Origin of the sequence: Afipia sp. OHSU_II-C1 (genome assembly GCF_000497575.1) — a bacterium.
Classification (GTDB): domain Bacteria; phylum Pseudomonadota; class Alphaproteobacteria; order Rhizobiales; family Xanthobacteraceae; genus Afipia.
This window is the reverse complement of record NZ_APJI01000016.1, coordinates 84,399-106,797: the sequence shown is the minus strand read 5'-3', so window position 1 is coordinate 106,797 and position 22,399 is coordinate 84,399. Positions and strand designations below refer to the sequence as shown.

General features: G+C 56.9%; 27 protein-coding genes and 1 pseudogene. 10 read left to right on the top strand and 18 right to left on the bottom strand.

Going from position 1 to position 22,399, the window contains the following annotated elements:
* Positions 1 to 85: 85 nt before the first annotated feature.
* Together I554_RS0118395 and I554_RS0118390 are read left to right on the top strand one after the other, a co-directional pair.
* Positions 86 to 544 (top strand): DUF5330 domain-containing protein, encoded by a 459-nt coding sequence (locus tag I554_RS0118395; protein ID WP_024573987.1) that lies wholly within the window; start codon positions 86 to 88, stop codon positions 542 to 544.
* Positions 545 to 659: 115 nt separating this feature from the next.
* The gene (locus tag I554_RS0118390) at positions 660 to 1,085 is read left to right on the top strand and encodes a SufE family protein (protein ID WP_024573986.1); all 426 of its coding nucleotides are present in this window, start codon (positions 660 to 662) and stop codon (positions 1,083 to 1,085) included.
* 4 nt (positions 1,086 to 1,089) lie between these two features.
* On the opposite strand, the pseudogene I554_RS27620 reads toward I554_RS0118390, so the two are convergent.
* Positions 1,090 to 1,200: pseudogene (locus I554_RS27620) on the bottom strand (DNA replication protein); the annotation flags it as partial.
* Between the two features lie 137 nt (positions 1,201 to 1,337).
* Between I554_RS27620 and I554_RS27345 the strand changes: the two are divergent.
* The 4 genes from I554_RS27345 to I554_RS0118370 are packed head-to-tail and all read left to right on the top strand — an operon-like array spanning position 1,338 to position 4,744.
* Positions 1,338 to 2,474, top strand: coding sequence for a hypothetical protein (locus I554_RS27345; protein WP_192817744.1), 1,137 nt, complete (start codon positions 1,338 to 1,340; stop codon positions 2,472 to 2,474).
* 12 nt (positions 2,475 to 2,486) lie between these two features.
* Entirely contained in the window at positions 2,487 to 3,128 is a 642-nt protein-coding gene (locus I554_RS0118380; protein ID WP_024573984.1) for a hypothetical protein, read from the top strand.
* 36 nt (positions 3,129 to 3,164) lie between these two features.
* Positions 3,165 to 3,641, top strand: coding sequence for a GNAT family N-acetyltransferase (locus I554_RS0118375; RefSeq protein WP_024573983.1), 477 nt, complete (start codon positions 3,165 to 3,167; stop codon positions 3,639 to 3,641).
* Complete coding sequence (locus I554_RS0118370; protein WP_081710809.1) at positions 3,638 to 4,744, top strand: DUF4238 domain-containing protein; 1,107 nt, start codon at positions 3,638 to 3,640, stop codon at positions 4,742 to 4,744. Before I554_RS0118375 ends, I554_RS0118370 begins: the two co-directional genes overlap by 4 nt.
* A gap of 30 nt (positions 4,745 to 4,774) precedes the next feature.
* Here the strand turns inward: I554_RS0118370 and I554_RS0118365 are convergent, their stop codons facing one another.
* Positions 4,775 to 5,284 (bottom strand): hypothetical protein, encoded by a 510-nt coding sequence (locus I554_RS0118365; protein ID WP_024573981.1) that lies wholly within the window; start codon positions 5,282 to 5,284, stop codon positions 4,775 to 4,777.
* Between the two features lie 3 nt (positions 5,285 to 5,287).
* A complete protein-coding gene (locus tag I554_RS27495) occupies positions 5,288 to 5,494 on the bottom strand; it encodes a hypothetical protein (protein ID WP_024573980.1) in 207 nt (68 codons plus the stop codon).
* A gap of 911 nt (positions 5,495 to 6,405) precedes the next feature.
* On the opposite strand from I554_RS27495, the gene I554_RS0118350 reads away from it, so the two are divergent.
* Positions 6,406 to 7,050, top strand: coding sequence for a LapA family protein (locus I554_RS0118350; RefSeq protein WP_034473359.1), 645 nt, complete (start codon positions 6,406 to 6,408; stop codon positions 7,048 to 7,050).
* Between the two features lie 130 nt (positions 7,051 to 7,180).
* Complete coding sequence (locus I554_RS0118345) at positions 7,181 to 8,173, top strand: acyltransferase (protein WP_024573977.1); 993 nt, start codon at positions 7,181 to 7,183, stop codon at positions 8,171 to 8,173.
* Here the strand turns inward: I554_RS0118345 and I554_RS26945 are convergent.
* The 15 genes from I554_RS26945 to I554_RS0118265 all read right to left on the bottom strand — a co-directional run bounded on the left by I554_RS26945 (position 8,076) and on the right by I554_RS0118265 (position 19,489).
* On the bottom strand, positions 8,076 to 8,462 hold the full coding sequence (locus I554_RS26945) for a hypothetical protein (RefSeq protein ID WP_024573976.1): 387 nt from the start codon (positions 8,460 to 8,462) through the stop codon (positions 8,076 to 8,078). The two genes, I554_RS0118345 and I554_RS26945, sit on opposite strands and share 98 nt — an antisense overlap.
* A 15-nt stretch (positions 8,463 to 8,477) precedes the next feature.
* Positions 8,478 to 9,656, bottom strand: coding sequence for a hypothetical protein (locus I554_RS0118335; RefSeq protein WP_024573975.1), 1,179 nt, complete (start codon positions 9,654 to 9,656; stop codon positions 8,478 to 8,480).
* A 7-nt stretch (positions 9,657 to 9,663) separates the two neighbouring features.
* Positions 9,664 to 9,996: a hypothetical protein gene (locus tag I554_RS0118330; protein ID WP_024573974.1), complete on the bottom strand. Its 333-nt coding sequence runs from the start codon at positions 9,994 to 9,996 to the stop codon at positions 9,664 to 9,666.
* The gene (locus I554_RS0118325) at positions 9,993 to 10,832 is read right to left on the bottom strand and encodes a hypothetical protein (RefSeq protein ID WP_024573973.1); all 840 of its coding nucleotides are present in this window, start codon (positions 10,830 to 10,832) and stop codon (positions 9,993 to 9,995) included. The genes I554_RS0118330 and I554_RS0118325 overlap by 4 nt, the downstream gene beginning before the upstream one ends.
* Before the next feature lie 6 nt (positions 10,833 to 10,838).
* The gene (locus tag I554_RS0118320; protein ID WP_024573972.1) at positions 10,839 to 11,165 is read right to left on the bottom strand and encodes a hypothetical protein; all 327 of its coding nucleotides are present in this window, start codon (positions 11,163 to 11,165) and stop codon (positions 10,839 to 10,841) included.
* Positions 11,166 to 12,701, bottom strand: coding sequence for a hypothetical protein (locus I554_RS26045; RefSeq protein ID WP_024573971.1), 1,536 nt, complete (start codon positions 12,699 to 12,701; stop codon positions 11,166 to 11,168).
* 595 nt (positions 12,702 to 13,296) lie between these two features.
* Positions 13,297 to 14,094 (bottom strand): hypothetical protein, encoded by a 798-nt coding sequence (locus I554_RS0118305; protein WP_024573969.1) that lies wholly within the window; start codon positions 14,092 to 14,094, stop codon positions 13,297 to 13,299.
* Positions 14,091 to 14,612, bottom strand: coding sequence for a hypothetical protein (locus tag I554_RS25700; RefSeq protein WP_024578189.1), 522 nt, complete (start codon positions 14,610 to 14,612; stop codon positions 14,091 to 14,093). The genes I554_RS0118305 and I554_RS25700 overlap by 4 nt, the downstream gene beginning before the upstream one ends.
* A 53-nt stretch (positions 14,613 to 14,665) precedes the next feature.
* On the bottom strand, positions 14,666 to 14,914 hold the full coding sequence (locus I554_RS0118295) for a DUF6074 family protein (RefSeq protein ID WP_024573967.1): 249 nt from the start codon (positions 14,912 to 14,914) through the stop codon (positions 14,666 to 14,668).
* Positions 14,911 to 15,111 (bottom strand): AlpA family phage regulatory protein, encoded by a 201-nt coding sequence (locus I554_RS0118290; protein ID WP_024573966.1) that lies wholly within the window; start codon positions 15,109 to 15,111, stop codon positions 14,911 to 14,913. The genes I554_RS0118295 and I554_RS0118290 overlap by 4 nt, the downstream gene beginning before the upstream one ends.
* A 303-nt stretch (positions 15,112 to 15,414) precedes the next feature.
* Positions 15,415 to 16,725 carry an integrase arm-type DNA-binding domain-containing protein gene (locus I554_RS0118285; protein WP_024573965.1) on the bottom strand — a complete coding sequence of 437 codons (1,311 nt, stop codon included), beginning with the start codon at positions 16,723 to 16,725 and terminating at the stop codon, positions 15,415 to 15,417.
* A 155-nt stretch (positions 16,726 to 16,880) separates the two neighbouring features.
* The gene (locus I554_RS0118280; protein ID WP_029659328.1) at positions 16,881 to 17,393 is read right to left on the bottom strand and encodes a DUF6456 domain-containing protein; all 513 of its coding nucleotides are present in this window, start codon (positions 17,391 to 17,393) and stop codon (positions 16,881 to 16,883) included.
* Entirely contained in the window at positions 17,390 to 17,764 is a 375-nt protein-coding gene (locus I554_RS0118275; protein ID WP_024573964.1) for a helix-turn-helix domain-containing protein, read from the bottom strand. Before I554_RS0118275 ends, I554_RS0118280 begins: the two co-directional genes overlap by 4 nt.
* A 147-nt stretch (positions 17,765 to 17,911) precedes the next feature.
* Entirely contained in the window at positions 17,912 to 18,325 is a 414-nt protein-coding gene (locus I554_RS0118270; protein WP_024573963.1) for a MucR family transcriptional regulator, read from the bottom strand.
* 186 nt (positions 18,326 to 18,511) lie between these two features.
* Positions 18,512 to 19,489: a hypothetical protein gene (locus tag I554_RS0118265; RefSeq protein WP_024573962.1), complete on the bottom strand. Its 978-nt coding sequence runs from the start codon at positions 19,487 to 19,489 to the stop codon at positions 18,512 to 18,514.
* A 327-nt stretch (positions 19,490 to 19,816) separates the two neighbouring features.
* Between I554_RS0118265 and I554_RS0118260 the strand changes: the two genes are divergently transcribed.
* Entirely contained in the window at positions 19,817 to 21,466 is a 1,650-nt protein-coding gene (locus I554_RS0118260; RefSeq protein ID WP_024573961.1) for a glycosyltransferase family 39 protein, read from the top strand.
* A gap of 122 nt (positions 21,467 to 21,588) precedes the next feature.
* Positions 21,589 to 22,368 carry a class II aldolase/adducin family protein gene (locus I554_RS0118255; RefSeq protein WP_024573960.1) on the top strand — a complete coding sequence of 260 codons (780 nt, stop codon included), beginning with the start codon at positions 21,589 to 21,591 and terminating at the stop codon, positions 22,366 to 22,368.
* The last annotated feature ends 31 nt before the right edge of the window (positions 22,369 to 22,399 follow it).

Sequence of the window (22,399 nt, the reverse complement as noted above, 5' to 3'; positions counted from 1 at the left end):
GGAATGATTGCGAGATCAATCGCAACGGGGCGGAGTGCTTCCTCGCGTGAAGCCACTCCGGTGAAAGTGACTAACGGGGTGTGAGATGTTTTTCCTCCTTCGCATGGCGTTCTGGCTGGGGCTGGTGCTTGTGCTGCTCCCGACCGACAAGACGCCCGATTCGGACAAGGGTCCACAGATCGGCGCGTCGGACGCCATCTCGGCCGCCACTGCGGCCATGTCAGACATGAGCCAGTTCTGTAACCGGCAGCCTGCGGCATGCGTCGTCGGCGGACAGGCTGCGACCGTGATCGGCGAGCGCGCCCAGTCCGGCGCCAAGAAGGTCTATCAGTTCATCACGGACAAGGCCGACAAGAACGAGAAGAAGGCACCTGATTCGACCGACAAGGCCGGCAAGAAGGCACCTGATCATACCGGCTCCATCGGAACGCCGGATGATCGCACGACCGGCGAGGCGGAAATCGCTGCGGTTGTCCGTCAGACACTAACGCAGGACGATCTTGCGATCGACTGGCAGCCACCGGGAGCCACAGCGGCACCCTGAAGGCTCCGACAGGCAATATTCCGGGCCGAAAAAGGCCCGGAACTTATGGCTATCGATACCCCGCGATCTCATATAAGGGTCGAATGAGACCTTTGATACGAGTATGCGGGCCGCCATGACCATCGACGACATCAGGGACAATTTCGAACTGCTCGATGAGTGGGACGACCGCTATCGCTATGTGATCGAGCTTGGCCGCACGCTGGCCCCGATGTCCGACGCCGAGCATTCCGCCGGGAACAAGGTTCAGGGCTGCGCCAGCCAGGTCTGGTTGTCGCGCGACATCGACCGCAGCGGCGAAGAGCCCGTGCTGAATTTCAAGGGCGACAGCGACGCGCATATCGTGCGCGGGCTGATCGCGATCCTGCTCTCCATCCAGTCCGGAAGAACACCGCGGCAGATTCTCGACACCGACCCGATCGCGATCTTCGACGAGTTGGGTTTCCGCGAACATCTGACACCGCAGCGCTCCAATGGCCTGCGGTCCATGGTGGAGCGGATCAAGAACGACGCCCGCGAAACGCTGGCGGCGGCATCCTGAATCCTTACGGCGTGAAAGCCGCATCGTCCGCGAGCCAGGTCCTGATAGCCGTGCCGGTGCCGGTCGTATCGCTGCGCAATCCGTAATGACGCGCCAGCCGGTCGAGCGCCAGTTGTCAATTACGAATTCGGAGAGAAATTCTTAAATTATCTCAATAGGTTATATGGTCTAGGCAACTGCGCAATTGACGAGCTTGCCGCTCAGGGGCCACTTTTAGGGCCACATATTGCGCGTTGTCCCAATTTTATAGCTGTGGCTAAGTTCCGCGCCAGCATCCTGCGGCTTCCGGTAATGGAGCGCGAGGGGCATCCTTATCCAAGCTTTATCAAGCGTGTTTTGATGCTCACCGACATTTTTGCCCACCGCTATAAGCATGTTGAACTCTGGAAGGCCTACGACCCTCCAGCCCAACGGCTTTTAGTACAGTTATTTCGGATTTTTTCCGAGCAGGTCTGCCCGTTTCAAGTTGGAGAAGCTTATCCGGGGCGGCCGATCTGGACCGCACTACAGAGTCGTCTCTCCATGGAATTTGGCCTCCTATCCTTGGCTCCTCTAACTTACAACTTCATGGGCGAGTGGTTAGGGAAACCACATCACTATCATGGAACATGGGCCATTAACGATGTCTGTACGACGTGGTTCACGGAGAAATTTGACGGTAAGATTTCGGCCGATGCTTACATCAAAGAACGATTGAGTTTCATTGAACTCGGCTTTCGTATGCGAGAGCAAGAAATTGCTCTCTTAAATGCCAATCTTTCAGATGCGATGAAAGCGGCTGATTCCGCGATCTTTGTTCGCCCCGCGCGAATGAAGCCTGCGGAAAAATACTCAGATGCTTTGAGAAGGAACAACATCGCAATCAATCAAACGATACGATCATCAATCGAAGAGCTAAACGTCAGACTTGGCCAAGCAGAAGCTAAATTAAACTATCACAATGGCTTTCTGCAGATGTCGCCAGATGCCCTGGTGGAAACGCATATCGAAACTCCTTTTTGGAAGTTGGTATCAGATCCGAAATGGAAGAATGTTGATATAGACATGAAAGAGGCCTTCGATCGCCGCGACTCGGGTGATCGTGATCCCGCATTCTACGCAGTGAGAGCCTTAGAGAGCGCAATTAAGGTCATATCTGGAGCGCGTGGATGGACTCACGGCCGAGAAACCGGTGCTCATAATTTCATTGATAATTTAGCCAGCAAGCGCGCCGACTATTTTATAGCGGACTGGGAAGCAAGTGCGCTTAAATACCTTTTTGCCAAGGTGCGTAATCCCCTCGGTCACGGTCCCGGTGCAGAAGAAATGCCCGCGCTTACTCGGGAGCAGACCGATTGGGCGATCGAAACCAGTGTGAGCTGGGTTAAAAGCATTATTCGCCGCTCTTAGCGGAGACATAGATTGAAGAGCCAAGCCTTAACGGACGCGACAGCTGAACTCTATTGCGATTTTATGGAGGAGATTAAGCGTCGCACCTCTGTAATCGACGATATTCTCAATTCGAAATTCGCCCTACCGATGATCGTAGCTGTCGAATTTTGTTACCTTGAGCTTCGATTCATCTGTGAGTTGATCGCCTTAGCCAGTTTGACGGCGCACGGCGACATCCCAGGCGCGAAGGCAAAACGCCTGACTAGGGCATACCAAGCTGACAACATCCTCAGAATGCTCGAAGGACTGCATCCCAAATTCTATCCTACACCAGGTCGTCAGGTTCGCAACGACAAGGGACAGGTGGCGGAGATCGAGAAGGTCACAGCGCCGTATTTAACAAAGCCCGAGTTGCAAAAGCTGTACGTCGAATGCGGTAGCTTTTTGCACCGCGGAAGTCTCGAGAACGTTGTGAAGGGTAAAAAGCTCCCGACCTTTGATCATCTTCGCGTGTGGATCAACAAAGTGCGAACGCTTCTGAATCACCATCAAATTCAGCTCGCAGATCCTGAATGGCAGCTTTGGGTCATCATGCAGAGCAATGTCGACGGTAAGGTCCACAGTTATCAGATGCTTCGGATCAAAGCCGCTCCGACTTCGAATTCGATCTGACCGCATGACTCAACGCGAGTAAGAGGCGAGGCTGAAATGATCTATCGAACTGCTGTTTCCGGCGATGAAACCGACATTCTCAAGGTTTTCGAGGAGGTGGCTCCCGAGGTCCCGACCGCTGTTCGCCCGGGGACGAAAGCGCTTATTGAAGAATTAGTGGCGTCTGGCCAGTCACGGGTAGCGGTCAACGCGGATGGAGTCATCATCGGATACGCGCTCGCTAAGCCCCAAGACGCTAACACGCTCTCGCTATACTACCTGGGCGTTTCTAAGGCGGCTCGAGGTCAGCGTATCTCGTCATCTCTAGTATCAGAGCTAAAAGAGATCGGTGCGCCCATAGTCACGGACGTACGCCACGATAATAAGAGCTCCATGGTGGAGCGCTTCGAGCGTTGGGGCTTCGTCAAAGGCGCCGAGGGAATTTTAGGTCAAGACCAAACGAAGCTTCGTTGGGAGAAGAAGCCACCCGCCGTTGCGGCCGATGAAGAGATAGTCCTCCGCGCAAAGAATTGAAAACGAAAGTCGGCCAAGGATTGCCCAATCAAAAAAATCAACACTATGTTCCACGTTGCTTGTTGAAGCCGTTCACTTTGAATGGGCAAGGCCACGCGTTGAATGTTGTGAACATTGACCGACAAAAAGCGATAGAGCGAGCCCCCGTCAAGGGACAGTGCGCACGCGATTATCTATATGGGAAAGATCTAAGAGCCGAGAACATCCTTATGGGATTGGAGGGGCACTTCGCGCGTATCGCCAGATATTTGTCAACGGGAAAAGACCTTTCCAAAGACGATGTAGGCTGGCTGAGAGTATTCTTGGCCGTCCAGTCACGACGTACCGTGCAGGCGATCGAAGAAATCCGCATCGCTAGGAAGCAGATGGAAGACGTTACATACGCAGCGCATCCAGAACAGCGCCCACCTGATTTGTCGACGGACGCACAGGTAATGATTTTTTCTCTAAAATTGGGCTTAGATCTAGCAAAGTACTTGGATGACCTGAAACCTGTTGTTCTGCGGAACAACACGAATCGAGATTTCGTAATCGGAGATCATCCCTCTTTGCTCGTGAACAAATTTGCGAACGAACGGCGCGGAGAGAATAAATTCGGCGTAGCAAGTTCCGGGGCCATCTTCACGATGCCGCTCAGTCCAAGGCTGAGTTTTCTCCTCTTTGATAGTCAAGTTTATACAGTTCCCAATATCTCAGGAACAGCATTCGTGGAGCTGAAAAATTCATCCGATGTGTCAGCTTTAAATGAGTTGCAGATTCTTAGCGCCGGCCACAATTTCTATTTTTCCGATTGGGCTAAACGCGATGTAGCGCTCGATGAATTAGGTCGACTCACAACCAAGCGGGCTTTACCCCGATCAGGACCACTCGTCCTTATTCGCGATACTGACAAACCTAATGAAGAAGTTTACAGGGAAGGTACGCCAAGCGAGATTTTGAAGGCTAGGGAGCGGTTGATTGGAACATCTTTCTGGCATCCCACCCCATCCCGTTGGCCGTCCGTTATCAAGTATCGAAAGAAGCCCATAATCTTTGATAGTGGCTCTATGGCTGGTGCGCTGCGCAAACCGGAATGGCTCCGCGGCAGACAAGACACTCGATAGCCGCGGAGAATTTTCAAAGGATCAACCAACCTATCGCAGGACGACCCACGACCCTTCGTTGAGGCGTGATCGTATCATCGTTTTTTGTTCGATCGGGAGGCCTGATAGGAAGCGTCGATAAGTGTTTTCAACGACCAGTTGTTCGCGCTCAATACGTTGGGTTCGCTTCCGGCATTCGATGAACGCGCCTTTCTCTAGGTCGTCCACCCCACCGATCATCCCCAGTCCTTGATTAATCCGCGCTTCCGGCCAGCCGAGCGACGGTTCATCGTCCGGACTCCCGTCTCCGTCCTCGTTGACCTCCTCCGGATTACTACCCGGATCGTCTTCAAGCTCGGTCTGAACGTAGCTATCCGTTAGGTCCAGAAACTGGATGAGGCGGTCGATCTGCTCGGCTACGTCCTTGCGCAACTCCGAAACACTCTTGGTGCGTTTTGCGGGCTTGCTGGAGCGCCCTTTCCTCCCGCGCTGCCTGGGAGCGGGTTGGAGAGAAACCAAATCCACAAGGCTGTAGGGGCCGCTAAATGACTCTCGCTTCATAGATCAGCCCTCCGCCGATTCCAAAGCGCGGCTTTTGAAGCCCGTCATAAGCACTGCGGCCCCACCACTGAGGCTCGGCGGGTGGTCGACCTCCGTCAGAACCCCGAAATCGCCGCCCTCGTCCTCCACCCGTTCGAACGCGGCACGGACGAAAGGATCGCGGATCAAAACAGACAGTCTTGTGCTAGAATAGGCCTTAGCCTGGCGCATATGGGTCTCTCCATCGCGTGGGGTTAGAGCCGAGGCGGAAGCGCCAACTTCCCCTCGGCTTGATTTTTGGATATCCTAAATAAATGGCAAAGTCAATTCGGGATATCCCAAAAAAGAAGCGCGGACGCCCGTCGACCGGTGGCCGGCGCGATGGCGTCCTAGTGCGGTTTGAGACCGAACAACTAGACGAGATTGACCGTTGGGCCGCCAAGCAAGACGAGGTGCCATCGCGGCCGGCCGCCATTCGCCACCTTGTCGAACTCGGTTTACGTGCCAAGGGCAATTAAGCCCCAACGTCCGTAAATGAAGCCGGTAAAAATCTTTGGACGCTTCCGCGGGGACGCGCTTGCGCTCCATTGCCGGTTGCGTTTGGATAGCTGCGGGTCTGGGGAGACACACAATGAGAACAACGCTTGGCTCGTGGCAACCTTCGCCGCGACTTGCGCATACGCGCAGACGGCCGCACCAAACGTTCAAAAAGCCGGCGTCGAGCCATCCGTCGCGGCGACACTATCGCCGTCAATGCCGGCGCACAGGGCGGGATCTTTGCAGTCGGACGACTCTGCGATTTCAACAAGGCAATTGTCGGTGTGGGCGAACAAGTGGTGCGTCCTGGGCGGCGAACGAACCATTCGTTGATTGATTAGAACATGCGCGCGGTAATCCTTCTCATCGTGATTGTACTAGCTGCTGGGCAGTATCAGCCGCTTGTATACGAGTCATTCGAAGTGAAACAGACTTATGGCACTAAGCCCGAAATGCAGGCGCGCACGTGTATTTTCTTTTCAGGCTATACACTGGTTGCTCATCGTCTGGTAGGAAACTGGGAATACGCGTGCCCGCGACGTCGCGGGGTGCCCTCAGCGGATTCTCCAGGCGTTTTGGTCGATTGAGTATTCTGGAAATTTGCAATGCCCCGCTTAGCCCCTTTCTATCCCGCAATGGTGGTCTTCGTTGGAGCTGTCCTAGTCGCACTTGGAGGTTTCTGGGCCTCTTGGCGCCAATCGAATTTCAATCAGGAGATCCGAAAGAAGAACGAAGAGATATCCGCTCTTCAGAAAGACAGTATGGAGGCCGTGATTGGCGGCGATTCGTATGCCTATATCATTTTCCAAGCATTCGACCGCGAAGGAAAGATCCCCAACGGGAACGCCATGCCGGATCAATTGTTACTTGTCCCAATGTTCATCCATCGCGGAAAGCATCCACTGTATGATGTTTCGGCGCGCATCGTTGATCTCGACCTAATGAAGAAAAACATCAACTCGGCGATGAACAACTATTCGGTTGGCAACATGACTCCTAATCTCGCTGCAACCACGGCACATCAAATTCTGCATGAAGGCAAGGATTTTAGTTTCAATATCTTCTTCACTGCTCGCAACGGGACGTGGACGCAGTTTCTGCGAATGCCTTGGATCGGAAATGGCTGGGGTTCCGCGATCAAAGTCATCCGGGATGGGAGGGTTGTCTTTCGCGAAGTGTCCGATAACTTTCCGCGCACCAGTGATGGAAAGGTCGATTGGGGCGAGCCGGGAGCTCAGGACGTAGACTAAAAGTTGGGCCAACCGTTCTTAAATCACACGCTAAACAACTTGTAGTCTTCGCACCTCGTTTGCCTCCATAGGATCGCGGGCCGCTAAGTGGCTGGCGTGGGCTCTTTCCCGTGATAGGGTCGGCACCGAAATGGGCACCTATCGATATATCTTGGCCGTGCTGGTCTTGCTCTCTCACGCCGAGGGCAAGCTGTCAGGACTCAGTCCGGGCGTGTTCGCGGTGATCTCGTTCTATCTCATCAGCGGGTACGTGATGACCTTGCTGATCGCGAAGCACTATGAAGATCCCCGCCGCATTGGCGCGTTCTATTTGGACCGGTGCCTTCGCCTTTTTCCGCAGTTCATCTTCTATAGCGTCATCACGCTCGCTCTCGCTGCGACAGTTACATTCTGGTCGCGCTGGCTCGCCACATGCACGGGAACGGACTACGTCCTCAATTTTCTGATGCTACCGATCGGCTACTACAAGATTTTTGGGAATCAGTGCTTCATTATCCCCCAGGCATGGAGCCTTGGGCTTGAGCTGACGTTTTACCTCGTCATTCCGTTCGTGCTTCTCGCCCAAGCTTCGGCGAAGTGGTTGGCGTCTCTATCATTTGTCATATTTCTCGCGGCCTATGTCGGCGTGCTGGACACCGACCTTTTCGGCTACAGGCTGTTGCCCGGAACGCTCTTCATGTTCCTGTCCGGCGCAGCGATAGCGAAGCCAACACTTTTTTGGCGCGGCCAATTGCTATTTTTCTGGGGCCTCTGCGCACTGATGTTCGTCGGCTTGTTTGCTTTCCCGAGTTTGATGGCGCTTAAGCATAACGGTGAGGTCTTGCTTGGATTCCTCGTGGGCCTGCCCGCCCTCGCCATTCTTTCGCGGTTGAGGTTTTCAGATTTTGACGAGTTCGCGGGAAACCTCAGCTATGGCGTATTCCTAAACCATTTCGTGTTCGTCTATGTCTTCCGCGCGTTCGGTTACAACAAGGAATACGGACTGGTCGATTACGTCATTCTGATCGGACTTTCGACCTTTGCCGCTATCCTGTCGTACTATCTTGTGGAGCGGCCTGCGCTTCTGATGCGGCGCGGTTTGCGATCTCAAGCGCAGCATTCAGCCGCTGAACCAGCGCTGTGAGATCGGATACCTGAGTATTGAGGTCGGCCACCGTTTGCGCCGATTGCTCGCGCTCAACCTGTAAGATTTTATGAAGGTCGGATATCTGCTTCGCTGCCCCCGCGAACTCGACAGTCAGCAACGGCCCCACCTCGTCAACATTCAGAACTTCCGCGAGTCCTTCTTTGTTGAAAAGAAGGTTCCCCTCCTCGTCCGTGAAGGCGGTCGACCAGATCTGATGAGCCCCGGAGACTTCGCCCTTGACGTTTCCGCGTATCAGAACCTCATAGAGGTACTTCTTCTCAGGCATTCTCGTTCCTTTCGACTACGCCACAGCGGTGACATTCGTTCCTGCGATCTTCCACGCGAACCCGTTGTATGAAACGTGGCCGCCCGTACCCGCGCCCCCGCTTTCTTGGGTGCCGGCGCCGTTAAAAACACGGCAATTGCTGCAATAGACCATTCTTCCCGCGACACCGGCTGGAAGCGTGGCCACCGTGAACGACCCGGTCTGTATCGCGCCGGCAACGCTCAGGTTGCCTGTTCCGGGATCTGAAAGAGCCGACCCGATGCTAACTCCTGCGCTGCCCCATTGCGTGAGGCCAACTGTACGCACAGTTCCTCCGATCGGCGTCGTGCCGAGCGTGAACTTCGTTCCCCACGCGGTGCTGGTGAAGTTTTCCTCGGCCATAAAATTGAAAGACCCCGTCACGCCCGAGTAATTCGATGCGTCGTATCGACCGGCAGAATTGAATGACCCGATGCTGTTGCCGCTCGCGATGGCTGACGGAGATGCAAGAGTGCCGCCCGAACGACGCGAGAAAAAGCCCGGACCGGCCGAGAAGGAATCCATGATAATCTGGGTGCTCTGTGTGTCCGCACCCACAATGTGCATGACGACGTTGGAACCTGGGCTAGGAACAGTCACCACGGCATTTCTGTTGATCGTGAACTTTGCGAGCGGAGTCGGCGTTCCGATTCCTACCGATCCGTCAGTAAGAACTCGCCACGCCTCCGTCGCACCGTTGCTGCCGACAAGCGCGCGGATGAAGTCAGTTGTCCCTACTCCGGTCGTCGATTGGAGTTCGAGAGACGAACCCGCTCCGGTGCCGCCCACAGCTTTCGGAACACGGAGTGCTGCTCCATCCCAAACGAACGATGCGCTGCCACCGAAGTTGCCCAAATTGTTAAATTGAACCTGCCTATCTGTGCCACCAGGTAGCCCGCTGCCGGCTCCGTTGACTTTCTTGAAACGATTGCCATCGAAGTCGATGATGCAAGTCGCTCCATCGTCCGGCGTTGTGGTGTCCGCAGCGTCAAGATCGAAATTGGATTGCAGGGAGGAAATATATAGTCCCCCGTACTGGCCAGACAGGCGCGTGTTGCGCACCTCTGTCGCATCTCCCATTCGCTTTCGGACGCGAAGCTTTTCATAAGCGCGCACGTCGCTTTTTGCGACTGGCACGCCATCGACAATGATAACATCAACCGGGTTCGAGGCCATTTTACTCCTACGCGCGTTCAGGAAGCATTCGACGGAGAGCTTTGCGTGCTCCGGCGCGTAGTTCGATCAATGTCTCTTCGGACGCTTCGTCGGAGTGCAAACCATCAATCAGGCCTGAAAGCTCGGTCCGCAGAATCGACCGGGTACTTGGAGCACTCAACTCAACCACATCGCATATCTGACAAAGAAGCAGTTCGATGCAGAGTACATGCCCGTGAAGATTGACGTCAAAACCCTGCGATCGCGATGCGGACGGCGCGTCGGATGCCACGCCGCCCGCGTGCGCTCGGGCGGTATCCACCGCCGCAGTCCGATCATCCAACCGGACGTCGCAATTCATGCTGCCCTCCTTGCAAGATATTCGGCTTGGTCCTTGACGCCGTGAGCTTTGAAGAACGCTTCCGCACTTTCAAAGAAAACGCCGTCGCGCATCTCGTCCGCGGTGGCCGGCTGATACGTCGCTTGTCCGGGGACAACGACCACGACGGCATCACCCTCCTTTTTGAGCCACGGAGCGTCTGCCTTGTTCTCAATCGGAAGCATGATCCGATCAAACCCGCGCTGGTCTATCTGCATAGTGTTCATCAGGTCGCCACGTGCAATGACCGCGGCGTTCTGTGATTCACTCAGCAACGAGTCGAGGTCGGCAATTTCCTTGAGCAACGGCCCATGAAGTTGCTCTTCTCGCCATGCCTTCACCTGTGCGAAGTATGGCTCGGGCACTCCACTGAGCGCCGCTGGCGCGTCTAGCACCGCGTCCAGAACACGGGGATCGCTACCCGGCGTCAGTAGCTTCGTGCGTTCCTGCACGTTAAGGCCGCGGACGAAAGCCCGGATTTCCTGTCTCTCAAGCGCAGCCACAACGTCTGTACGATCGACCTGCGCCGGCTTGACCTGCTCCCGCATGGACTTGAGCTTCGCCGCAGCCGCGTCAAAAGGCTTGCGAGCGTCGCGAAGGTCGCGACCATACGTCCGGCGAAGTGCTTCAGTGAGCTGCGCCCGAACGCCCTCTTGGGTCAGATGGCCGTTTTGCGCGATCAAGTCACGCTCCCGCGCAAACCGCTCAGATACTGCCAAGCAGTTTTCAGCGGCCTTGCGCAGAGCATTGGCTGACGGGTGCTCCGCGTGTCGATCGACGCGCTCCAGAATACTCTTGTTGCGATCTGCAAGGCTCATTGGCGTTTACCCCGCGGCTACTGCGGCACGGACAATTTGCGCCGCCAAAAGGTCGACTTGGCGCCCGTTCTGATTTGCCACGATGCGCTTCGCCTGGTGATAAGCCGTCAGGGCGCCGGTGCCGCCACCTTGAAGCGCGAGCCAAATGATCGACTCGACTTGGTCACGCTCAACTTGAGCGCAAGCTGCCTTTCCGGATCGCTCGATCCGCTGACAGAACTCATCTGCCGTCGGCGTGAGAAGGTTACCGAGCAGTGTGTTGAAAGCAGCCGGCATCGCGAACGTAAAGGCCTCGGTATTCACCGTGGCATTGATGGTCGACATTTGAGCCATTCAGTTCTCCTGTGTCTCTGCAGAAATCCAACCTTCCTGAATCGCCCGTTCTTTTGAGCAGTAGCCACGCCTTACTGCTTCCGCGGGAGGCAGGTTGTCGATCCAGTTTCGTGGTGATGTGAAGCCGAACGAGCCGATATGTATTTTCGGATCAAACGCTACGCCGAATTGCCGTTCCGTATTCGCGACACACCATACCGCGCCGGCGGCAGCATTAATCCAGTCGTCATGTTCGCCTGGGAGATGGTCCACACGCGCGCCACGCACAACGAGACCTAACCCTTGCTCTCGCAAACGTGCGAGATCGGGTAACTCAACCTCCCCGGCGTTTAGGATGGGCTCGAGCTGTTCGTACAACTCAGTCTTGGGTACGCGGCACGGCTTATACGCGATACCGAAATCCTCAAAGTCATACTTGAACGTCAACCCCGCGTAGGCGTCGCCGACGACACGCCGAATGCCGTATGCCTTTAGCTGCTTAACGAAGCGCGCAACCGCACTTCTTGGATTGAATGGCACTTCTCCGGCTTGCTTGATCACCATGTCAACGATGATCTTGTCACCTTCAGCGTGTGCGATGCTGAGCGTTGCGTCGTCACTGCTACCGCCGCTCATGTCGACGAAGCCAACGTATCGTTGGCGCGCATCGTATGGGAGTGCTGCCCTACCCTTGTCGATTGCAGCTTCGAAGTTGTCGGGATCAAAGAACGCACCGTTCGGCGCTCCCGGTAGATTCAGATGGAGCCGACGGAATTTATGGGACGGCAGGCGGCGCCGTTGTTGGTCGATGTAGCCCATACCCTCGGGCCACGATGCCATGGACGGGTTTGCCCGCCGCTCTGCCGATAGTTCTGTGAAATCGGGATCGGTGCAGTAGTCGCCCGAATACCAACTGAAGAGAAAGCGTGGATCGTCGCCGACCTTTCCACGTTCCTTCAGATCGTGAAGCGGAATGCCCGGCTGATTCCAAAGCGTATCATAGCTGGTGATCCACATGCGCGCGTCAGAGCGCGTCGGGTCCATCGCCATGGCTTCGAGTAGATCGTAGTCGCGCCAACCATGGATCTCGTCCAATCCAAGAAACAGGTAGGTCTTGCCGTGAGCGCCGATGCTGTCTCGCGCTGGCAAAATCTGTAAGAAGCCTCGTCCGTCAACGCGCTTGATCTCCTCGGAAAAGACCGTGACCTCGTCTCCTATTTCAGGTCGGTTGGCCTCAACAAGCTTCTTGGCCAGGCTTAGGTCATCGCCGGCCTGTTTCAGGTCGTTTGCGATGATGAAGCATTCATTGCCCTGCGGACTATCGAGGCAGAGGAGGCAATAGAGGCCAGCGAGCACAAGGTCGGCACTCTTCCAGTTCTTCTTCCCTCGGCCCGCCAGCGTCATGTTGTATGCCGGTGAGCCATCATCCCTGAACGTGTAGAGTGACCGCATGAATAGCGCGCGGCGGTAGGGCTCAATCGTATCGAGCAACGGCTTGCCATCGATCCACCTGAGGGTGGCGAAGAAGTCCAACGGCGATGGATGCTGAGTGCTCATGCGTTGGCCCTCAGGCGGTCCCTGATCGGCCGAACCGTTCGAGCTGGAGCATCTCCTATCCGCAAGGAGCGCCGTGCCCTGTCCGCCAAGTTCTCTGCTTTGATCAGGTCGCCGGGTGCAATTGCCTCCCCCCGCAGAGAGCGCGTCCGCAGCGTTTCGGCGGTCACCTGCAACTCTGCGGCGCGCTGGACTGCATCTCGCTTCATCGGATCGAGAGCGCCACCCAGCGCCCGCGCAAAGCCGTCGGCAACCTCTTTCACGCGACGCGCCGCTGCAGTCCGCCCATCCAGGCCGGCTATCCAGCCGCTTCGCTCACTGATCTGCACCGCATCCGACATTCAACTGCCACCCACCAACCATGCATCCCGCAAGCAACTCGCTCGCCGGTTTCTGCATGCTCGTGGCCCTCAAGTGGCCCCAGTGTGGAGTCGCTGTCAAAACAGCGTCGGCAAATCTCTGCAATGGCTATCAAAGCTATTCATAGAACAACCGGCTGATTGCCGATTGGCCACGCACTCAGAATCAATCGTGCGTCTCGCGCTTGGCTCTTGCTGCTCCGCTTTATGGTGCAACTGCAAACGGGCGGAATTGCATACTAATCGGGATATTGATCTGCCACTGCTGCGAAGCTTACGGTTCCCTCGGCGTGTACCGCCAAGACAGCATCAGGACCCAGCGGCTTTGTTGAATAGAAATCGAAATCTGCCCCACTCGCATGCAGTCCGAGACTACGAGCGAAAGTGCAGACTACGGCTTGTCCCGCCCAATACCATTGGCCGGTGTAGGATATCGGGACGGCAATCTCTAGGACATAAGGCCGTCCAATGTTGCTAACGCGATTCTTAAGCTTCTGATCTTGCAGCCAGAAGTAGGCGGCTTCGCCTCCCCAATTGTTCAGAAGGAGCTCAACACCACTGTACATCGGATCGAAAGGGCGTGAGGCAAACCAGAATTTTCCAAGGCGACCGAGTTTCTGTTCGTTATGGTGGCACGGACTTGCTCGATATATTTCGTCCGCTTCCTGTTCACTGAGGTCGCCGGCACACACACGAGCATTCAGTCGCTCTCGTAAAGTCTCCAGTGTCCCTGGATAAATGCCGTTACGGTGGATTGCTGCGACTTCATCGTCTGTCAAACGAGTATAATGCCAGCCCCGAATTGCTCGATTTTTCATGGCAAGACCGACGCGCTCCATAAACGCCATATATTCGCTGCCGCGGGGATTTTGTTTAGGCGGCCTCCAGCCGTCGGTCGACTCCCGGTCAAGGAATTCCTGACGATCAAAAATCAGATACTCGGAGATCAACTCGGCGTGTTGTTGTAAGAGCTCACGCAGTTCGTCATCGAACGTCTCCGTGTCCCATACATCAATAGCTTTTGGACCTGATCTCACGCTGCATCCCTTCCCGAGATATAGATAGTAGTGGTGGAATCCGCACTAAGCTCTGTAGTGGTGGAATCCGCACCAAGGATGGGACATTTTCGGTGGCGTTTCTCGCCACCAAGGATCGGCGTTTTCCGCCACTGGGATTTTGATTTTTCGGGCTTGGCATGCCGAGCCGCCTTTGCAATGGCCTTCGCCTGTTCCTCGGTGACGTGCCGCCATTCATGGGTACCGTCGCCAATGTCCCGCCCCGCCCGATGGAAGGTCAGACGATACCGACTAGGCGACCGAAATTCGGCGTTGCCGGCGCGCCCTCTCTCGACGACTTCGATGAAACCGAGTGCTTCGGCCTCCCTAATCGCCGGTCCGATCGCATGCCGATGAACACCGTACCTCTCGAAGTCGTCATAGGTCACGATTAAGCGACCATTTTCTGCGCCGCCCTGATTGCAATGTTCAACAGCAATTCGATCGATCACACGATGAGCGGACAAAGACAGTGCGCGATACGCTGGAGATTCGAGCATGTCCTTGCGCCTAGCGGAGAACTGTCCACCGATTTGCGTACGTCGACGCCGACTCATTGAGCACCCCCCGCGGTGTTATTCGTAAGCCTGGAGCGAATAGCACCCTCCATGCATCGGAGCTCCCTAGCGATCAGGCGCTCGTCGATACCCTTTCGGCGCATCGCATCACGCTGGATCTTCAACTGATGCGCGATATGACGATCAGCCGCATCCGGGTTAATCTCGGCAGCGTACATCGCTTGCCGCTCAATCATGTCGTGCCGACGCGCGAGCGGGAATGGTATGATGTCCGCGGATTTCATGCTGCTTTCTCGTCGCGCTCGGCAATCTTGGCCTCAAGATAGGCATCGATCTCAGCTTCGACGTATCCGTAACGACCCGGCCCTATCGGTACGCGCTTAGGGAACTGACCGGCCTTCTCAAGCCGCCACAGATGCGGTTTAGAATAGCTGATGCACTTGTCTTTGAGAGCTTCGTAGGGAATGAGGCGCTGAGCCATGACGTTCTCCTAGTGGAGGTCTCGTCACGACGATTGCCGTTAGCAGCACCGCACGGAGCGAGACCTGATTTGGGACCCTTTTCGGGAAATCAGACTCTCTCCGGGCTTCTCGATGGAAATCCGGTTCGCCTCAGCCATACGGCGCAGCCGCTGCCACCTTAGTTATTGATGGTTCAGCCCGAGGTCCCGCCTCGGCTTGGCTCTCGTTCTCACCGAACTACCCGCAGCACTTCAGCTAGAGCGCAGGGAAATACGTTGGACCGCACCCCCGCAGGAACATAATGCGAACATCGCTTTGCTTCGTCAAGCCCTAGCATGCAGTCTTATTACGTTGTTGAATTGTGGTGGCGAAACGATCTGGCTCAACCTAAAGCTCCAAAGGTTTAAGGCCTCACGCTTTTCCTCGAGGTAATCATAGCAATCATACGTGCCGGCAATCCCAGGTCGAGCATGCGCTAGAACCGCCTCCCTTGCTTCCTCTGTCACCTTTAGCCGTGAGAGCTGACTGCGAACGGTGCGCCTGATGTCATGGTTGACCCAATGCGGAAGCGTGACGACCGTCGGATCGTTACCACGAGAGCGTGCGAGCGCCTTTAGCGTCCGCAACATGCGGGCGTCGATCCTCGCCTTAACCCAACTGGAGATCCACACCGGGGATTTGCCGAAGTTCGTCGTGAACAAGAAGGGGCCGGACTTGAACTTTGGAAGGCTATCGAAGAGCCCATGAATAGCATCGGTAATCGGCACGATATGGTCGCGCGCCTCTCCGTCTTCGCCCTTCATACGAGCCGCAGGAATTGTCCAAATCATCTGCTGCCAATTGAATTCAGCCTTGTTAGCGTCCGCCATCTCGTTGAGGCGCAAAGCTGTCAGCATCAACCCACGGTAAACTGGCCCATGAGGATAAGGAAGACGTTTCGTGACTCTCCAAAGTGCGAACAACTCATCGTCGTTCAAGATGCGATTTCGCTTCTTCTTCTTGCCGATGATTTTCGTTGGCTTAATCTGATCGCACGGAGAGCTTGCCACTCCGTAGCAGCGCTGGTCAACAGTCCACGCGAAAAACCGCTTTAGATTGCCAAGTAGATTCCGAGCCTGCGCCGGCGCCTCGCGTTTTTTCTCACGGATGAAGCGAAGGATATCCGACTCAGACAATTCGGTGATGGGCTTTTCTTTCCATAGGGGGAAGAATTGGCTCCGAAAGTCGCGCTCGACTTCATGCCCTTTGCGCTCCGCCCTTACCTTGTCTCGAAACCAATCTTCAACAACGACAGAAAACGTATTCTCGCGCTTTGTCGCGTTTGCAGATGCCAGGCGATCTTCCTCCGCCGAAGGATCAATGCCCTGCTTCACCAGCGCCATCCATCGGCGTGCTTTTTCTCGCGCATCGGCAAGAGAGATCGTCGGGTATTTTCCTATCTCGCGGCGGCTGGCGCTGCTTCCGCCAGGATATCGCGTGCGCAAAATGAATGTTCGCTGGCCGGTGTCAGTCACGCGCACGCCGAAACCCGAAACCTCGATGTCCATTACCTGATATCGCTGCCCCTCTTTCGCAGGCTTCAACGATTGCACCTTGCGATCGGTGAGATTGATACGGTGATTGATCTTTGGCATAGGCGGTCCTGTCGGGCCACTTGAGGGCCACATCTCTTGCGAGATTGAATGCGCAGCTTTGAGGCCTGATGTTATGGCGCACTCAAAGGAATGCAATCAAATCGGGGCTTTCTCATCGCTCTTGAGAAGCAATGCAAAGCGGTGAGACGAAATAATCACCGGTCGAGCGCCAGTTGCAGCACAACTTTGGCCGAACGCGACGGCCAGCCGCGCTCGCGCTCGATATCCTCCAGACCGCGCAGAAAACAGCAGACATCGAGCAACAGCCCGGAAAACTCCGGACCGCAGGCGTCGAGCGCAAGGCGCACGCGCTGGCGTGACGCGACGATCAGATCCGTCATTTCGCCGCCACCACCGCTGCCACGCGTCCGTCCGATCCCCGACCAGCTCGATGTGATGCGCGGCGTCATGTGCCCACGGGTGAAGTCTGCACGCAGGCGCTCACCGGCGATGAATTGATCCGGTCCGATCATGGCCCGGCCATCGCGTCCTTTGCGGCGCGCCAGCCATGCCAGCGGACTTTCGCTGTCATTCACAATGACTTTTGTCAGTCCGGCTTCCGTCATGAGATCGCGCGTTGCAAGATCGAGATGCTGCGCGCGGAATGAATCGATTTCGTCACCGGAAACCCGTGCAGCAGATTGCCCGGTCTTCTCCTGTCGCTTCATCGGACGCCTCCGCCGGTTTTCGCGCGGCAGATCAGCTCAAGCGTCGCGACACGGCAATCGAACCAGATGTCGTCGCGGCCGTCTTCCACGACGCGGCACGCATGGGCGACGGTGGTCCGGTCTCGCCCGAAGACGTGTCCGACGATCTCGAAGCTGAGCCCAAATCCGACATGGGCGAGGTACATCGCGATCTGCCGCGCAAAAGCCAGACGCTGCGAGCCCCGCAAGCCGCTTTCAAGGGCGGCAGCATTGACACTAAAATCGAACGCGACAGTGGCTGCGACCACGCGGCAGATTTCATCTGGAGGCGGCCCGGCGATACTGGTTTGCGGCGGGTGGAAAGCTGGCGCAGGCGGCTGGATTTCAAGCATCGTCGGAACCTCACTAGGAATTTATACCTATATCCTAGTGACGATGCCAACACCGGGGATAGCCATCCCCGAAAAATATAAAAGCCTCTCCGGACTTGACTCCGGAAACGTCTAATGTGGAATTATTCCTAGACTACGGCAAGTCTGTTATTTCCGCCGCCGCCGCTGCTGGCCGAGGCCCATCTTCCTGGCCAGTTGCGAGCGGGCCACCGCATAGTTCGGGGCAACCATCGGATAGTCGGCCGGAAGACCCCATTTCTCCCGATACTGCTCGGGGCTCATATTGTACTGCGAGCGCAGATGCCGCTTCAGGGACTTGAAGCGTTTTCCGTCCTCCAGGCACACGAGGTAGTCCGAGGTCATCGATTTCTTGACAGAAACGGCAGGCTTGGCCGGCTCCGCCGCAGCCTCGGTGCCGCCATTCGAAACCCGCACGAGCGCAGCATGAATCTGACTGATGAGGGCCGGAATTTCGGCTGCGGTGGTCGCGTTGTTGCTGACATAGGCGGAAACGATCGACGCGGTCAGGTCGACGAATCCCTTCGGGGTGGTTTCACTCATCGCGATGTCTTTCAGGGCGCAAGCGTAGCCGAAAAGCAGATGGCCCAAGCAAATGTGCGCCGGGCGGCAGTTTTCGGCGCCATCTATACTTGGGAGTATGTGAGAAATGCTGCCGGGCTGACAAGCACAACAAGAATACCGGCCTGCATTATTTACAACGGAAAGTACCTGCCCGCGGAGGATGGATCAGCCGCGCTGATCCAGATGCGCGCGCAATTCGTCAATCGATGCAAACCGCACCATGCCTTCAGGCATCTGCGCCTCGATCGATCCGTCGGAATACAGGGAATACGCCATCGAATCGACGACACCCGACTTCACGATGGTGACCGACGAAGCATCCGCACGCCGAGGCGGAAATCGTTCGCGCACGGGCTCAGGCGCGTCAGGCTCGGGCTCCGGCGGCGGCGCGCTCCGGCCTGGCCGGGACAGGGATGAATCGTGGCGTCCCTTGTCGGAATGAGGCCACGCGCTATCGAACGCGCCACCGGTTTCCGGTTCAGGATCGCGATGCCCGAAGTCCTCCGTTGCAGGCCTGTCAGCGGTATCGTCCAGCGGCGGATCGCGCGGTGGCAGGTCGCGAGACTTATCGCGCCGATGCGACGAAAACATGATGTTGCGGCGCTGGCGCGGAGCTTCTGCTGGGGGGTCTAGTGACTCTGCAGCGGGCACAGGATTGCGAGCGCGCGAGACCGGATGCTCCGGCCAGGGCGCAGACTCCTGCGTGGAAAGCGGCGCACGCCCATGATCGTCCCGTGTGTCGGTGAAATCGTCCCGGTCTTGCAAATCCGCCGGCTGGTCGCGCGTAAACAGGGTGTCTTCACGGCCCGGCCTTGGCGGCATCGGACGCGGCGTGAGCGGCGGTTCAGGCAGGGTCCGCGCCGGACGAATTGGCGGCGCGGAAGTTTCGGCCCCGGCTTCCGCCACTGACTCGCGCGGCAATACGGCTGGAACTGGCAAACCGGTTTCCAGACGGCGCGCGAGATTCCGGAATTCCCGGCCGACGGAATACAGTCCGATCAGGACCAGCCCGGTGCAGGACACCACGGCCCCGGCCAGGATCATCGTGTTGCCGAAACTGAACTCCTTGATCGGAATCCCGAAAACGACCGTCAGAAGGCCGATGCACACGACGACCGTTCCGCCGATCAATAGCGCAATCATTACAATCTCCAGACCCGCGCCAGCGGACTCAACAGGGTGAGTTCCATAATAGTTTCAAGTCGACGCATTACCAATTGGTAATTGAGCGCTTTTTCGATGAAAGGGGCCGCTGGTCAGACGCTGTTCAGGTTCAGAAGCGCAATCTGTCCGGCATGGAACACACGCTTGGAGCATGGTTTTTTACCCTGACGGCAAATGTTGCATTGCAATTAGAGAAAATGCGCCACATTTGGCAATTACCTGAACACCGATCTGGGATACAAAGTTCCCGGGACGGCCTGCCCGGAAGAGACGCAGGCACGGAAACGGCTGGGTTCATTAGCTGAGATGTCATCCATTACAACATCAGCCCTCGACACGCCGGCCGGGCGCTCGATCGAGCAGACGTGTGACGATCTTGCGCTGGCCGTGCTGGCTGTTGTCACAGTCGTCGCGGGCCTGACGTTCAAGGACTACGGCCTCGGCTGGGACGACTACACGCACGCGGAATATGCCGACCTGCTGCTGAAGATGTTCGGCAGCGGCTTCACCGACACCAGCGCGCTCTCATTCGCCAACCTATATATGTATGGTGGCGGCTTCGACATGGCGGCCGCGCTTCTGCACAAGATCATTCCGCTCGAACTGTTCGAAACGCGGCGCCTTCTCGGCGCTATCGTCGGTGTGATCGGCATCGGCGTCACATGGCGGCTGGCGCGGCGCGTCGGCGGACCGGTGGCCGGTCTTGCCGCGATCGTCCTGCTCGTGCTGTGTCCGACCTTCTACGGACACATGTTCATGAATCCGAAGGATGCGCCGTTCGCCGTGGCGATGGTGATCCTGATGCTCGGACTCGTCAGGCTGGCGCAGGAATATCCCTCGCCAAAGCCGAACACGATCCTGATCATCGGTCTCGGTGCAGGTCTGTCGATCGGTTGCCGCATCCTTGGCGGACTGGCGCTGGTCTATGCCACGATCGGATTTCTGCCGATCTGGATTTCCGACATCCGCACCCATGGCCTGCGCGAAGCCGCGCACCGGCTCGGTCATGTCGTTTATGTTCTGCTGCCCGGCGTGCTGCTGGGCTATCTGATCATGGGCCTCGTCTGGCCCTGGTCGATTATCAACCCCGCCAATCCATTCCACGCGCTGACCTACTTCTCGCATTTCTTCGAGAAGCCGTGGAAGGAGCTGTTCAACGGCGCGATCGTCTCCGTGCCGGACATGCCGTGGTCCTATCTGCCGACGCTGTTCGCACTCCAGCTTCCCGAAGTGTTGCTCGGCCTGCTCGGCGCCGCCTTCGCCGGCACATTCGTTGCGCTGATGCGCTCCAACGTCGACACCCGGCGCAAAAGCATTCTGCTGATGTTAACGCTAGCGGCGACGCTTCCGCTCATCATCGCGATGGTGAAGCGTCCTGCGCTTTACAACGGCATTCGCCATTTCATCTTCGTCATCCCGCCGATGGCCGTTCTCGCCGGCGTTGCCTTTGCCACGATCATCGGCTGGCTGAAGGAACGCAGCCGTCCCGCGCAGGCCGTGTTCGCAGCGATATTTTTGCTGGGGCTGATGCTGCCGCTCAACGAAATGATCCGGCTGCATCCCTATCAGTACACGCACTTCAATCACATCGCCGGCACGGTTCGCGCCGCCGACGACCGCTACATGCTCGACTACTGGGGGCTCGCGCTCAAACAGGCGTCTGAGGGACTGCGGCAGGAGATCGAGGAACGTCAGGAACCTGCTCCCAAGAATCGCAAGTGGCGTGTCGCGGTGTGCGGTCCGCAGCGTCCGGCACAGGTCGCACTTGGCCCCGATTTCACCATCGGCTGGGACAGCCAGGCCGCGGATTTCGCCATGACGCTCGGCGAGTTCTACTGCAAGGGACTGAACGCGCCGGTTGTGGTCGAAATCAAGCGTGACGACGTGGTGTTCGCGCGGGTGTACGACATCCGCGGCAAGAGCATCGCCAGCCTGCTCACTATTCCGGCACCCTGATCCCTGTGCGTTTCGGGTTCGCGGCATGGCGCCCCTGCGGGCGTCGCATGTTGCGATAGCGGTATCCCGGGACTAGGCTCCTCCCCGAGTAAGATCAAAACAAATCGCGGGAGAAAATCGCCATGTCACCGGCTGAGGCACGTCTCAAGGAAGTCCAATCCAATATGGTTCCCGGTGAGTGGGAGCAGCGCGTCAATCTCGCCGCGGCCTATCGCCTTGTTGCGTATTATGGCTGGGATGATCTGGTGGATACGCACATCTCCGCCCGTGTCCCCGGTCCAGAACATCACTTCCTGATCAATCCCTATGGCCTGATGTTCGACGAGATCACCGCATCGAGCCTGGTGAAGGTGGACCTCGACGGCAACCAGCTCACCCCAAGCGAATACAGCATCAATCCCGCCGGCTTCACCATTCACTCGGCAATCCACGAAGTTCGCGAAGACGCGGGCTGCGTTCTGCACCTTCACACGCCCGACGGCACCGCGGTTGCAAGCTGCATGGAAGGGCTGTTGCCGCTGAATCAGACCGCACAGCTGGTCACCGGCGACCTCGCCTATCACGACTACGAAGGGATTGCGCTCGACCACGACGAACGCCCGCGCATCCAGAAGGATCTCGGCACCAAGAACCACCTCTTGCTGCGCAATCACGGCACGCTGACAGTCGGACGTTCAGTCGCTTCCGCATTCGAGCGCATGTTTCATCTTGAGCGCGCCTGCACGATGCAGGTCCGCACCCGCATGCTCGGGCCGACCGCCTACCCGGTCGAAAAGCTGGTGATCGAGAAAAACGAAAAGCTGGTCAGCGACCCGGATCGTTCGGACCTGCGCTCCACCAAGCTCGTCTGGCCGCCGTTGCTGCGCAAGCTCGACCGGCTCGATCCAAGCTACAAGACTTGACAGGATCGGCTTCGGATATAGATTCCATCCG